Raw genomic sequence first — 12,400 nt, 5'->3', positions numbered from 1 at the left:
CATTATTTATAATTATTTGTTTTTTATTAAGCTAATAGTCTGGTCAACAACCAGTTTATTTGCATCTTTGAAAAACTCTTGTTCATCTAAGACACGAGATTTAGTAGTGGTGAAATTCCCCATTTTTTTCTGGGCGTATTTTGCCGATACAGGATAGCTGACAAACTCAATTAAAGAGGCTGTTGCTAACGCATTACTGACGGTTTCTGCTTCTGGTGTGTCGTAATTTTTACACAACCATACATAAGGTTCACAAAAATAATTTGCCATAATTCCACTGTATCCTGCCGCACCATGTTGTAATGAAAACAGCAAAGTCGGACCATTGGCATTATAAATTTTGAAGTCTGTTCCTTTTGTTATTTCTAGCCGTGTTTCGAGTATGTCTTCTGCACAGCATGTATCTTTTAAAAAGCCAAATTTTCCACTATCTACGCACCATTGAATCACTTTATCAGTAAGTAATCGCTTCCATGGCGTTGGACATTCATATAATCCAAGTAATGTATCTTCAGGTAAATTATTTGCTAGATGAGTAATATTATTGATTACGTCTTCGTCAGATGCGTTTTTATCACCTAATCGATTAGTAATTAGTACAATACCATCAGCACCAGCATCGACCATTCCTTGTAATTGTTTTATTTGTTCGTCTGTAGAATCGGCAGTGTGGCCAGATGCTAATACCGGAACTCGTCCATTGGTTTTTTGAACAATGAACTTAACTAGGTTTTGAATTTCATTGTCATCCAAGTACATGATTTCACTTGATTGACAAGCTGCAAAAAGTGCAACCGCTCCATTAGAAAGATACCATTCAATAAGTTTTTCTAAGCTTGGATAGTCAATGCTTAAATCTTCATTAAATGGGGTAAGCATGACGGGAATCACGCCATTTGGTATATTTTTAATATTCACAGCTTAAATTCCTTATTTGCAATAGATACATTAATGTTTTGAACAATAGATTGAGCCACAAATGCTTCGAAAACGGTATTTAAGTGCGCTTTGTCAACATAAGCGATAGTTATGTGGTTACTTTGATGTCCTGCCATTAAATCATTTTTGGAGACACCATCTAATGTGCAATTCATCAGTGGCCATTCTTTTGTTGTACTGTTTAGTCTACGTTGAAATTCTTGTTCAGGAAGTTCCACTGCTTCTCCTGTTCCTATGTGCATATAAACTGTGTTTTCTTCATAGTGAGCTCTTGCCCATATAAAACTTCCAGCTTTACACTGCCCAGATATAGTAGAGCCACCTTTAGGGAAAAACATTGCTGGTTGACGATTACCTTGGGCACCAGAGATACCTCCGCGTAGGTGCTCGAATGGCACCGAACCAGAAATTTCAAAATCCCAGTAAAAGACTCCTTCAAATTCACTTCCCCAGCGAATATCATGCAATGTTGTCTCGGATGGCAAGCCTAATGAGTCAAGAAGGCGAAACAACATCGTTTGTGGGATAGCGGTTCCCATATCGACTTCATTTATACAAGGGATTGGTTTGTTCGGACGAATAATCTGCCCGTTTTCATCTGGAATTGGAAAACGTAAGCTGGAGCCTATTGCTCCTTCGGCAAAATCGGATGCTGCGCAGCTATCTTTCAAGCCTTGTTGATACTGCACACCAATACTTGCTAAACCAAATCTTTCGGCGAATCTTGCCATGGCAATCATCATGGCACACTGCTCTAAAACTTGGTTACGAGTGAGTTCGGTTTCTTCATTTTGACCAAATTGGAAGGTCATTCCTTTCTCTTCATACCAAGATAAGCAAGCTTCTCTAAGATCTTGTGGTACTAAGCTCATTTCATGAAGCAATGCCGATTGAGATAAACTCTCCATTGGCATACCTATATCCACCAGACATTTTTGAGGAAAAACGCCATTCATCATTCCCATACAAAAACTATCAAAAAGCCCCATAATGTCTTTATGTTCTAGAATATATTGTCCAACTTTCTTACCTAATTGTGCCGCAGGCGTTGTCAATAGATCATTATCTGGCTGTACTTTTTTTAGGTAAGACGTGTCATGTGAAATGGTTTTATTAGCTAACCAATGTTTCATATTAGTTAGAAAGAATTCATCATCTAAATGCTCTGACCACAATCGAGAATATTCACGTCCAAGGCTTGTCAGTGTCCCTTCTAAACAAAGTGCTCCGACCAAACCAGGCCATGTCCCATCAAAATTAGCTAGTACTAATATAGGGCCTTTATGTGTCATTAAAGCAGGTGCTAAGTGATGAGAATATTGCCATGCAGTGAGTAATACAACAACAGGAGCGTTTTCATCTATCCCTTCAAAAACATCGCAACCTTCTCTTTGGCTAGCAATGAATCCGTGACCTCTAGTTTTATCAAATGAGTGGCCTCGGATAACGTTATAATCGAAGGTGTGCTTCATGACATTTGAAAATTTTTGCTCAAATTCATCTTGTACAGGCCAACATTTTTGGTTTGCACTATCTCGTAAATCTCCGCTGGTCACTAAAACAAGTTCATTTTTCCCAGCTACCAACTTGGTACAAGATTCGGGTAATTCCAGGGTGAGTTCCATCCTGTTTTCCTCTTTATTTATTTTTAAGTATTTGCCAAGATGATTATTGGCTCATTATGTTTCTATATTTTATTTGGTCGTGATACATCTCTATGAACACTTCGTATTTGGCGTCATGAAATGGCTTTCTAGTTGAATTAGGTAAAATACGACTGCCCTCGTTGGTCATATTTTTGATCGCATCGTCTATTGATTGGTAGGTTCCACTTGCTGCTGCACCTAAGATAGCAGCGCCCAAAATAACTGCTTCTGGTTCTTTAGATAAAACAACATCACAACCAGTAATGTCGGCATGTTCTCGAAGCCAAATTGGGTTTTTGGTTCCTCCACCACACATATTGATTTGTTTTATATGATGTCCGTTATTACCCATTTCTTGAATAATATGCCTTGTGCCATAAGCGATGGATTGGATTGCGGCTAAATAGTGTACTGCTAACTCATCTAGGTTCTCGTTGAGAGTAAGTCCAGTGACCATTCCTGTTAATGTTGGGTCTGCTCTAGGTGATCTATTTCCATGGTGATAACCCAACATATGAAAATCCCTCATGAAGCTTGGATCTTCAGCTTCCAGCTCTAAAATTCTTTCATTCAAAATTTCGTATATCGTACGCTGTTCAACCTCCGCTCTTTGCCTTAAAACATGATATTCAGAAGAACTCCGAATGACATGATCAATCAAGGCTCCAGAAGCACTTTGTCCTCCTTCTAATAACCAATAATCCGGAAGCATTGCTCCCCAATAAGGCCCCCATATGCCATTGATAAATGTTTTCGTATTTGTAATTGCCATATGACAAGATGAGGTCCCGCCAATAATAGCTAATGTGGTTTCTGGCTCATTGCCTATTATTGCTAATCCACCTGCATGGGCATCAATAATACCTGTAGAAACAACTGTATTGACCGATAGACCTAATTCCAGAGCAGATTGTTCTGTCAATTGGCCTGCAGAGGTACCTAAATCATAAATAGGTCCTGAAACTCTGCCACTTTCAATCAAGTCAGTTAATCCAATTTTCATAAGTAAGGAATTAGCCCACTGTGCTTCATGTGCCAAATAGTTCCACTTGCAGCTTTTCGTACAGACACTTCTTACTGGCTGCCCAGTAGCTTGAAAAACAAGAAAATCCGCAAGATCAAATAGTAGATTTATTTTTTTGTATTGATTCGGGAGATGTTTTTTAAGCCAAAGTATTTTAGGCAGTTCCATCTCAGGGCTAACTTCCCCCCCCACATATTTTAATGACTGATCTTCGGTCCTGTTAATCTCAATAGATTCATCTATTGCTCTGTGATCCATCCACATAATAATGTTCTGATCATCACGACCACTGACTGAAACCGATACGGGTTGTTGATCTTTATCAACAGCAACGAGTGAGCAAGTTGCATCAAAACCAATACCTTTAATATTTTCTATATCGATTTCGCTATCTGATACAGCTGTTTTTACTACGCTGCAGACTTGTAACCAGATATCAGAGGAAGATTGTTCTACATGATTAGCTTTGGGTCGAAACTGTTTTATTGGACTGATAGCCATCGCTATTTTTTGTCCACGGCTATTGAAAACAGCTGCTCTTGCACTTCCTGAGCCTACATCAACGCCTACGAAATATTCATTCATTACTCACCTCTAATCCTATCTCAGTATGTATAAGGACTTGCTAACTCGTATTAGCTAGGTGTAGCATCGTTGATTAATGAGTTCAATAAACTAATATCATAATGTGACGAAGTATTAACTTTGTTGTTTAATATGTGATCTGTGAATGTTTTTTAACCGTTTATCTATACATATAAGTACAAACTTATTATTTGACTTATTTGTCATTTTTAACGCCATTATTAGCAAGGTTTTTAGCGATATATCACCGACAATATGGTTTTGTTTAGATACAATAGTTATGACTAAAGTAGCTAGGGCTAAAATAGTAAATTATTATTATGAATGAAAAAAAAATCGGCAAAACGATCAGTGAAATTGCAAATGAGATGGGAGTTTCGACTACCACTGTGAAACTAGTCGTAAACGGGCAAGCGACTCGATATCGCATTGCAAAAAGAACACAAGATAAAATTAAAAAATATATAGATGAATATGGAATAATCATTAATCATACAGCTCGTAGCCTTAAGTTGAAGAAAACCAACACATTAGGTCTTGTTGTTCCTAGACTCACTAATATTTTCTTCTCTTTGATGACTGAATGGCTTGAATACCAATGTGTACAAAAAGGTTATCAACTTATAACCGTCTGTACAGATAGTGATCCAGTTAGAGAACAGAAAGTGATCAAAAAATTAGTAGAAAGAGGAGTTGACGGTCTATTTATTGTCTCTAGTACAAAAGAACAACAGCGTGTCACAGCACGTAATATCGTGGATAAGCCTATTTTATTTTTAGACCGAGATTTCAAAATTGACGGACAATCAACTGTTGTTAGCGATAATTATTTTGGTTTTTTTGAGCTATCAAGAACTATTTTAAAAAAGTCTGTTCACGAAATATATATGATTTGTGGTGATACAGAGTTGCCTAGTATTAAAGATAGGCTACAAGGTTTTGTTGATGGCCACCATAAATTACAACAACCACTAACTTCTAATTGGTTGCATGCCGTGCCTCATAATCGCTTTCAAGATGGTTATGAGGGAATGAGCCAGTTAATTAATGAATTAAATCGGCTTCCTGAATCTATAGTATTCTCTTCATTACCTATTTTAGAAGGTGGCCTTCATTTTATAAAACAGCGGTACGGTGTTATTCCACATAATCTTGTGATTGGAACCTTTGATGATCATACCATGTTAGAATTTTTACCTAATACCGTTATTTCCGTTCAACAAGATGCTAAATCGATTGCCGAGCATGCAAGCTCTATAATGAATTCAGCTATTGAAACTAAAATAATGGTTGGAAGAAATATTGTGGTAGCCCCTCAAATTATTATTCGTAACTAATAGAATCAACAATATACTCTAATAAAAGTTAAGATTAGGCTAATTTTTCCTGATAGTAAGATAAAGCTATCCGCTTGCGTTTTTGGCACCATTTTTGTGCAGTGGCACGAAAATGGTGCATTACAAGTGAGGATTACTGATTGAACATGCTCAGATAAAGAATGTTGTCGATAAATTTAACTTAATAAAATGACATATCATCATATTATTCTCATACTATACCAACCATCTTTTAAACCAAAAATATTCTTTATAATCAAACACTAATAAAAAACAAAAATAAAAAAAAACATTACATCCTGTCTTATTTCTCGATTTTTAGTTAACAAGTTAACCTTTTTCGTCTATTTTATGATACAAATATCATTTTATATACTTCATGGCACTTATATTGCTTTAAGCAATGTAAGCGATGATTGAAATCTGATATACACAAAATAATCATTCTTTATTGTCTTAATTTTCGCTAGTGAACCTAAAGACAAACAATAAACCTTATTTTGTTATATGACGATGAAATTGAGCTTTAACATTTTGTATGTGCGCACCTATTTCTACCAATAATAGTGTGTTTTAAATTAAAATATAAGGTGATCAACAATGAACAAAAATGTACGTAAGGATAATGTACGTAAAGCCTGTGTATGTAAAACCAGTGTAGGTAAAACAAGTGTACGTAAGGTGTTTGAAAAAAGTTCAGTACTAGCGACATTAGGTTTAGCTTTGCTTTCATCTCAAGTTTTCTCAGCGCAATTTGAAGCTCGTATAGGACATTTGGAATCCGCTCAACAACCACGCCATCAAGCGCTACTAAAAGTGGCATCATTAGTTGATGAACGAACCTCTGGTGAAGTAAGTTTGCAGTTTTTCCCTTCTGCTCAGTTGGGAAATCAAAGACAAATGACGGAAAGTACTCAGTTTGGTGTGATTCAAGGAACGGTGTCACCTGCTGCCTTTTTGGGTGGTTTCAATAAAGTAGTTTCTGTATTAGATATACCTTATTTATATCCAACAGATAGAGAACTATCAACAAAGATTCGTAGCAGTGAATTTGGCACGGCTATTTTGGATAGCTTTACAGGGTTAGGTGTTAAAGCGATTGCACTATGGCCTAATGGGCGCAAAAACTTCACTTCAAATAAGTCTCTAGACAACATAACCGACTTTGATGGACAAAAGTTCCGCGTGATGAACTCTAAGGTTTTAATTTCTCAATTTAATGCGCTTGGTGCATCCGCGTTACCCCTGCCTTTCGGTGAACTTTATACATCACTGCAAACTGGTGTTGTCGACGGAGAAGAAAACCCTCTCGATACGATTTATAGAATGAAGTTCTATCAAGTTCAAGACAACTTGGTGATATCGGAACATGGTGCGATGGAAGACATCGTATTATTCAATGAAGCATGGTGGAATTCGCTACCAAAGAACTACCAACAAATCATTGTTACTGCTTTTAACGAAGCAATTCCTGCTCTAGAAATCAGTAAGGATGAAGCAATTGAACATGCGCTAGCTGAAATCAAAAAATCTGATATCGCGATCAAAGTATTAAGTGAAGAAGAACGCAGCCAAATACGTGATGTTATGTATCCTGCTGCTAAAAAAGCGTACCTTTCGTTCTCTGGCGAAAAAGGTAAAGAAATACTGTCGTTATATGAAAAAACCTACAACGAATTAAAATAAACCGTTAGGTGGTTTGGTTTTATTAAGCCAAACCATCTGTTATTTCGAGATGGATTATGAAGAGCAATATAAAAAAAACGTTCAAAAATATAAAACAAATAGAACGGCTGATTATTTCAATCATATTTTTACTTATGGTTTCAATCTTCTTTTTTGGCATTGTAGTGCGTGAACTTCCAAGTGAATTATCAAATAAATTTTCTTGGATAGAAGAAGTTGTAGGAATAATGAATATCTTTCTTGTTTTTATGACTCTCGGCTTAGCCTTAGAGAAAGGTAAACACGTAAGAATCCCTTTGATTTTAGAAAAACTTGGTGAAAAAAACGGATTAATCTTAATGAAAATAATTGATACTGTTGGCCTTGTTTTTTCAGCATATTTATTTTTCATTAGCGTTCAGCTGATGATTATGGTTTTTAATAGTGGGCAAATGAGTTCAACATTGAACATTTCTATGGCCATTATCTATTTAGCACCAGCTGTTGGCTTTCTCTCTCTTTCCTGTAGATACCTATTTAGTTTGATGGGGTTCATTAATCGGTTTCCAACTAATAATCAGCCATCATAATTCTAAGGTTTACATATGATTTTTTTAATTATCCTAGTCGCGTTAGTCCTATTAATATTTGGTTTCGAAATGTTTTTAGTGCTTGGTATTCCTACCTTTTTGACTAAAGAAGCCTATTTTAGTGGCATCCCCGATATTTCACTAATACAAAAACTTGTTGCGGGCATTGACCATACAACCTTATTAGCCATTCCTTTTTTTGTATTTGCTGCTCACATTATGTCATCTGGCGAAATTGCCAAAAAACTAATGTCATTAATCAAACTATCGGTTGGTCATAAAACTGGTGGTGTCGGTCTTACGGCTATTGGTAGCTCAATGGCATTTGGTTCGGTTTCTGGATCAGCACCAGCTACTGTCGCAGCACTTGGTAAGCTTATCTATCCTGAGCTATTACGAACAGGCTATCGTAAATCATTTAGTTTAGGTTTAATCGTATCTAGTGCCGAAACCGCACTATTAATCCCACCGAGCATTACGCTAATTGTCTATGGTTGGATGACTGGCACCTCAATTACCGAGTTATTTGTTGGCGGAATATCAGTTGGTTTCACTTTAGGTTTTGCGTTTTTCTTATTGGTCTTATTAGAAGCAAAAATAGCCAACGTAACCAAACAAAACAAACCACCTAAACATGAATTAATTACTGAATTTAAAAATTCATTTTGGGCGCTAGGAATGCCAGTACTTATATTAGGCGGTATTTATTCTGGATTATTTACTGCAACCGAATCGGCAGCAGTGAGTGTTATTTATGCTATTTTTGTTGAAAGTGTAATTTATAAAAATCTGAGTTTAAAAAAATTACTCAAAATCACTGAAATGAGCGCAATCTCCACCGCGGTCATTTTTATTCTTCTCGCCTTTGGCGGTATGTTGTCGTTCTTTGTCACACTAGCGCAAATCCCGACTAGCATTAGTCTTTGGGTTGAAAGCATTGGTGCAAGTGCCATTTTGTTCTTATTTATTGTCAATATTGTCTTCCTAATTGCAGGTATGTTTATTGACCCTAATTCGGCTTTATTAATTTTGGTTCCACCACTCTATCCTGTTGCCATGAGCCTGGGAATTGACCCAGTTCATTTTGGCTTAATTGTTACTTTAAACATTTGTATCGGCATGATTACTCCACCCTTTGGTTTAGATATCTTTGTTACGTCTTCTACCTTAGAAGTGCCTGTTGTAGAAATAATTAAAGGGTTGTGGCCGTTTATTTTAATTAACTTACTAGTACTTGCGTTAGTTACATATATTCCAGGTTTTTCAACCTTTTTACCCCAATTAATGTTGTAGTGAAATATTATGAATATTCCAATTAGAGAAGAAATCGAAAATAAGTTCCATATTCACCAAGCATCTTGCAAGGTAAAACAAAATCTATCGGTTAATAGCGATTATCGACATTTGATACTAGATGCTCCTAAAGAAATTTTAGATATACAACCCGGGCAATTTTTCCAAATTCTATGTCCAACGATTGGTACTCTACAACCTTATTTAAGACGCCCAATGAGCATTTATGCTGCCAACAAACACAATGGCGAATTGCACTTTCTCTACAAAGTTCAAGGAGAAGGAACCAATGCAATGTCTGAGTTAAACCAAGGCCAAGAGATCAGTGTCGTTGGTCCACTCGGGCGTGGGTTTGATATTTTACCAACGTATCGGCACATCGTTTTGGTTGCCAGAGGAGTCGGCTTAGCCACGCTGGCGCCGTTAGCTGATTTAGCACAACAAAAGGGCTGCAAAGTCACCGCTATTTGTAGTGCACGTTCACCAGAACTTCTAATGTCTATCGATTATTTTCGATCAAAAGGCGTCAATGTGATCACATTGACTGACAGCGAAGGCACGTCAGATATGGATAATATGCAATCGGTCATACAACAAGTGATTGAAAACGAACAAGTCGACTGCTTTTATACTTGTGGCTCAAAACGAATTCAGCATTTACTTCAAAAACTCTCACAAATTTTTACGATTCCAGGGCAAGTTGCGCTAGAACAACAAATGGCTTGTGGCATTGGTATGTGTTTTTGTTGCGTAAAACCGTTTAAACAAGGTAATGAAATTGTATCCAAGCGTGTATGTAAAGAAGGGCCAGTATTCGATTTACAAGGAGTTATTTTATGATCGATTTATCTGTAAACATCGGCAAACTTAAGCTTAAAAGCCCTATAATGCCTGCATCTGGCACTTTTTCAGAAGATCTTGCCGACCTATTTAATATTGATGAATTGGGAGCCCATGTCACCAAAACCATTACACGAGAAGTTCGTGGTGGCAATCCTACTCCAAGAGTATGCGAAGTCCGTGGCAGTATGTTGAACTCTATCGGAATTCCAAGTAAAGGCGTGAACGAATTCAAGAAAAACGTCATTCCTTTTTATCAACAGTATGAAACCCCCTTGGTCGTGAGCGTTTCAGCCGGAACGGTAGATGAATTTGCACGTATATGCGAAGAAATAACGGTTCCTGGTGTGGCGGCGATTGAGGTTAACATTTCTTGCCCAAATATCGAAGCCGATGGCAAAGCTTTTGCCATGCGAGCCTCTTCAACGGCTGCAGTAATGGCAAAAATGCGCGCAGCGACAGACTTACCGTTGTGGGCAAAACTCACGCCAAATACTGGTGAAATAGTTGAAGTAGCATTAGCCGCACAAGCATCTGGAGCCGATGCTTTAGTCGTTTCGAACACGTTGCTGGCAATGGCTATCGACATAAAAACAGGCAAACCGAAACTAGGCAACCTTATGGGAGGGTTATCTGGTCCCAGCCTAAAGCCAATTAGTTTAAGAATGGCTTATCAATGTGCTAATGTCGTCGATATTCCCGTTATTGGTTGCGGTGGAATCAGTAATGTTGAAGATGTTATTGAATATTTAATAGCTGGCGCATCTGCAGTTCAAATAGGATCCGAAACCTTTATTAATCCTTTAGCTATGCTTAAAATTACTCAACAACTCGAATTATATATGCAGCAAAATCAACTATCTTCCCTTGATGGATTAGTAGGAAGTATTGACGATACGCACCCTATAAACCTCGCATATTAATCATTGTGATAATTGGCTACCCCGTAAAGACTCAATGACGCTGCGAACAACGGCTCAGCGTTATTGATTACAACGTTCCACAATATAAATCCGGCATGTCATCGGCTGTGCTGTGTTTTAGTCGCCCAATCGCTAGGCTGGTCATGCCATATTTCAATAAGCTTGATTATAAACACCATGAAATCATTCTCTATTTTAGAAACTGACGGACATTTATAATGTAAGGAGAGAATCGGTATTTTTAAAGATTACTATAAAAAGTACTGCCAAAGCATCACGTAACCTGGCAGTACCATAAACAGACCAACTTGTTCTGCTTTTAAGTCTATTATAGAACTGGTTTCCAAGCTTTCTCTGGCAGCATATGAATACCATTTGTAAAATCATCACTATGTTCGAACATGTGTTTAACACCAGCGCCCATCAATGCTAAAGAAACATCAAAAGCATTCAAACTGTCACCATAGCCAGCGGTTAAATTAAACATTGCACCATTCGATAACGCATAGAAATAATGCTCGCCATAACGATATTCATAAATTTCGGGCATGATTTCTTCAACTTGGTATTGCGTTAAAGTATCGAGCCTAATCTCGTGGTTCACGTGTCCAACATTCATTAAAAACGTACCAGGTTTCAACTGCTTTAACATCGCTTCATTCAATACCCCAGATACTCCGGTTGCAGTGACTATCACATCAGCTTGATCAATCACGTCACTCAGTGCTGCAGTATGCCATCCGTCATAGGCGGCTAAAAGAGAACGAGATGGATCATTTTCTGCCACAATTACCTGTCCACCAAAAGATTTTGCCGACGCAGCACACCCTTGGCCAACTAAGCCATAACCTATTATTACGACTTTTTTCTCGTGAAGTGACAAATGAGTACGTTCCATAAAGGCTTGCCATGCACTCAATCCAACCATATGACGATTATGTAACCCCTCTTTTGCATCAAGATCATCCCAGTTAAACACAGGATGTTCTAATTGTAGCTTATTTAGTGCTGATACTCCTGACCCTGTCCCTTCTAAGCTAGCCAGAACACCGTTATATTGTGAATTACCGTGATAAATAGCACCGAGTTGAGCACCAAATTCACATAAGTGCGTTGGTTGCCATTCCAGAGCCATATGCAAAGAAGCTTGCCAGTCTTTTTCACTCATGTTTTTCCAGGCGCTAGCCTCTGCTCCTATCGAAACGAGATACTCTACAACTTCATCTCGAACAGTAGTTGGGTTGCAGGTTGTGATAAATAGTTGACCACCCTGCTTTAAATATCCTTCATAAAACGACACCATTTTGATATCCAAGTGCGTACTAACGGCTAACTTTTTGTTTGCACAATTTTGCAGCTGTGAGACGACATTTTCAGTGCGTAGCATATGACGTTGGTTCCATGCCAAATCTTGATTAAAATTCATGTTTAGTCCTAATAGTGTTAACGCACTTAGTAAGTATCTGCGTCAATTGGTATAAAAGAAAGATCGACGTCTATCTTAATGTATGAATTATTTTTTATTAACAAATTGATTATACGATGTTTTTAGAGGAGC

Annotated in this window: 10 protein-coding genes; 6 read left to right on the top strand and 4 right to left on the bottom strand. The window is 37.6% G+C overall.

Features of this window, described 5'->3' with window-relative positions:
- Positions 1–12: 12 nt before the first annotated feature.
- From ACLKML_RS05820 to ACLKML_RS05810, 3 genes are read right to left on the bottom strand one after another with little or no spacing between them, the layout of a single operon-like run.
- Entirely contained in the window at positions 13–918 is a 906-nt protein-coding gene (locus ACLKML_RS05820; protein ID WP_413282770.1) for a dihydrodipicolinate synthase family protein, read from the bottom strand.
- Positions 915–2,564 (bottom strand): hypothetical protein, encoded by a 1,650-nt coding sequence (locus tag ACLKML_RS05815; RefSeq protein WP_413282769.1) that lies wholly within the window; start codon positions 2,562–2,564, stop codon positions 915–917. Before ACLKML_RS05815 ends, ACLKML_RS05820 begins: the two co-directional genes overlap by 4 nt.
- Positions 2,565–2,607: 43 nt before the next feature.
- Complete coding sequence (locus tag ACLKML_RS05810; protein ID WP_413282768.1) at positions 2,608–4,194, bottom strand: FGGY-family carbohydrate kinase; 1,587 nt, start codon at positions 4,192–4,194, stop codon at positions 2,608–2,610.
- Between the two features lie 320 nt (positions 4,195–4,514).
- Between ACLKML_RS05810 and ACLKML_RS05805 the strand changes: the two genes are divergently transcribed.
- From ACLKML_RS05805 to ACLKML_RS05780, 6 genes are all read left to right on the top strand, one after another.
- Complete coding sequence (locus ACLKML_RS05805; protein WP_413282767.1) at positions 4,515–5,531, top strand: LacI family DNA-binding transcriptional regulator; 1,017 nt, start codon at positions 4,515–4,517, stop codon at positions 5,529–5,531.
- Between the two features lie 600 nt (positions 5,532–6,131).
- Entirely contained in the window at positions 6,132–7,217 is a 1,086-nt protein-coding gene (locus ACLKML_RS05800; protein WP_413282766.1) for a TRAP transporter substrate-binding protein, read from the top strand.
- Between the two features lie 56 nt (positions 7,218–7,273).
- Positions 7,274–7,786 (top strand): TRAP transporter small permease, encoded by a 513-nt coding sequence (locus tag ACLKML_RS05795; RefSeq protein WP_413282765.1) that lies wholly within the window; start codon positions 7,274–7,276, stop codon positions 7,784–7,786.
- 15 nt (positions 7,787–7,801) lie between these two features.
- The gene (locus ACLKML_RS05790; protein WP_413282764.1) at positions 7,802–9,079 is read left to right on the top strand and encodes a TRAP transporter large permease; all 1,278 of its coding nucleotides are present in this window, start codon (positions 7,802–7,804) and stop codon (positions 9,077–9,079) included.
- Between the two features lie 9 nt (positions 9,080–9,088).
- Positions 9,089–9,919, top strand: coding sequence for a dihydroorotate dehydrogenase electron transfer subunit (locus tag ACLKML_RS05785; protein ID WP_413282763.1), 831 nt, complete (start codon positions 9,089–9,091; stop codon positions 9,917–9,919).
- Positions 9,916–10,842 carry a dihydroorotate dehydrogenase gene (locus ACLKML_RS05780; RefSeq protein WP_413282762.1) on the top strand — a complete coding sequence of 309 codons (927 nt, stop codon included), beginning with the start codon at positions 9,916–9,918 and terminating at the stop codon, positions 10,840–10,842. The genes ACLKML_RS05785 and ACLKML_RS05780 overlap by 4 nt, the downstream gene beginning before the upstream one ends.
- Before the next feature lie 328 nt (positions 10,843–11,170).
- Here ACLKML_RS05780 and ACLKML_RS05775 read toward each other — a convergent pair whose 3' ends face one another.
- A complete protein-coding gene (locus ACLKML_RS05775; protein ID WP_413282761.1) occupies positions 11,171–12,268 on the bottom strand; it encodes an NAD(P)-dependent oxidoreductase in 1,098 nt (365 codons plus the stop codon).
- Positions 12,269–12,400: the final 132 nt, after the last annotated feature.

This window comes from Vibrio sp. MA40-2, assembly GCF_047302445.1.
Classification (GTDB): domain Bacteria; phylum Pseudomonadota; class Gammaproteobacteria; order Enterobacterales; family Vibrionaceae; genus Vibrio.
This window is presented reverse-complemented; position numbering and strand designations above follow the sequence as displayed.

Bases quoted from the DNA above. Each gene is read 5' to 3' on its own strand.
- ACLKML_RS05815 (WP_413282769.1), bottom strand. From the start codon at position 2,564: ATGGAACTCACCCTGGAATTACCCGAATCTTGTACCAAGTTGGTAGCT.
- ACLKML_RS05810 (WP_413282768.1), bottom strand. From the start codon at position 4,194: ATGAATGAATATTTCGTAGGCGTTGATGTAGGCTCAGGAAGTGCAAGA.
- ACLKML_RS05805 (WP_413282767.1), top strand. From the start codon at position 4,515: ATGAATGAAAAAAAAATCGGCAAAACGATCAGTGAAATTGCAAATGAG.
- ACLKML_RS05800 (WP_413282766.1), top strand. From the start codon at position 6,132: ATGAACAAAAATGTACGTAAGGATAATGTACGTAAAGCCTGTGTATGT.
- ACLKML_RS05795 (WP_413282765.1), top strand. From the start codon at position 7,274: ATGAAGAGCAATATAAAAAAAACGTTCAAAAATATAAAACAAATAGAA.
- ACLKML_RS05790 (WP_413282764.1), top strand. From the start codon at position 7,802: ATGATTTTTTTAATTATCCTAGTCGCGTTAGTCCTATTAATATTTGGT.
- ACLKML_RS05785 (WP_413282763.1), top strand. From the start codon at position 9,089: ATGAATATTCCAATTAGAGAAGAAATCGAAAATAAGTTCCATATTCAC.
- ACLKML_RS05780 (WP_413282762.1), top strand. From the start codon at position 9,916: ATGATCGATTTATCTGTAAACATCGGCAAACTTAAGCTTAAAAGCCCT.
- ACLKML_RS05775 (WP_413282761.1), bottom strand. From the start codon at position 12,268: ATGAATTTTAATCAAGATTTGGCATGGAACCAACGTCATATGCTACGC.